Origin of the sequence: Kineococcus vitellinus (assembly GCF_009906315.1) — a bacterium.
Lineage (GTDB): Bacteria > Actinomycetota > Actinomycetes > Actinomycetales > Kineococcaceae > Kineococcus > Kineococcus vitellinus.
Map to the genome: position 1 here is coordinate 1 of NZ_JAAALL010000548.1, position 1,362 is coordinate 1,362.

1 protein-coding gene and 1 pseudogene are annotated in these 1,362 nt (G+C 77.3%); both read right to left on the reverse strand.

The window, feature by feature from the left end; genetic code table 11:
- The coding region (locus GTQ99_RS23305) for a glycosyltransferase (RefSeq protein WP_166618025.1) at positions 1-1,004 on the reverse strand (1,004 nt) is incomplete at its 3' end.
- A 74-nt stretch (positions 1,005-1,078) separates the two neighbouring features.
- Positions 1,079-1,362: pseudogene (locus GTQ99_RS23310) on the reverse strand (hypothetical protein); the annotation flags it as partial.

The window sequence follows — 1,362 nt, forward strand, 5'->3', positions numbered from 1 at the left end:
CGCTGCGCGTCCGCCTCCGGGGGTCGGGTGCGCAGGTCCAGCCCGTGCGGGCCGGGGTGGCGCAGGTACGACAACCGCGACGCCTCGTCGGAGGCCCGGCGCACGGCGTCGAGGATCACCCCGACGGCCGCGACGAGCACCGCGATCATCATGAGCGCCGCGGCGAGGATCGCGGTGGGGAAGCGGGGGACGAAGCCCGTGCGCGCGAACTCCACGACCACCGGCACGCCGAGCACCAGCGCCACCAGCGCCACCAGGCCGCCGAGGAGGGCGTGCACGAGCAGCGGGCGCTCGAAGCGCGCCAGGCGGGCGATCCAGCCGAGGATCGCGAAGCCGTCGCGGTAGGTGCGCAGCTTGCTCGCCGAACCCTCGGCGCGGTCGCGGAAGCCCACCGGCACCTCCCGCTGCGGCACCCGCAGGTTCACCGCGTGCACGGTCAGCTCCGTCTCCACCTCGAAGCCGCGCGAGAGGGCGGGGAACGACTTCACGAACCGCCGCGACATGACGCGGTAGCCGCTGAGCATGTCCGTCACCGGCGTCCCGAACACCGTGGAGACGACCGAGTTCAGCGCGCGGTTGCCGGCCGCGTGCCCGCGCCGGTAGGCGGTGAGGCTGCTGGGCCGGCGCACCCCGACGACGTGGTCGAGGCCCTCGGCCACGAGCAGGCGCACCAGGTCGCCGGCCACCGAGGCGTCGTAGGTGTCGTCGCCGTCGACGACGACGTAGATGTCGGCCTCGACGTCGGCGAAGGCGCGCCGGATGACGTTGCCCTTGCCCGGGCGCGGCTCGAAGCGCACGACCGCCCCGTGCCGGGCGGCGACCTCGGCGGTGCGGTCGGTGCTGCCGTTGTCGTAGACGTGGACGACGGCGGTGGGCAGCGCCGCGCGCAGGTCGTCGACGACCTTGCCGACGGCGGCCTCCTCGTCCAGGCAGGGCACGATGACGGCGACCCGGCCGCCGACCTGACCCTGCGCGGGAGGGGGACCCGTGTGCTCGACCGGCATGGGACGAGCCTAGGGCGGGCACCGCCGCAGCCCGTGCAGGCGCTCGCCGGGAGCGCGGGTCGTCAGCGGAGCCCTCAGCAGGGCGTGCGGCCGTCGGCGGACCGCTCCGCGGCCACCTGCGCGCAGGCGCTGGACGGGGCGGTGCGGGCCCGGGCCGCGGACTGCACACCCGTGGCCACGGCCGCGACGACGAGCGCGAGGACGACCGCGGCGAGGAGGTAGCGCGCCAGGGACGGCGCCTGCCGCGGGTCGGCGGCCGCGGGAGCCGCCGCGCGGGCGGGCGCGGCGGCAGAGGCGGGCGCGGCGGTGGGCGCGGCGGAGCGCGGGGCGGGAAGGTGCGCGGGGCGCGGCCGCTCCT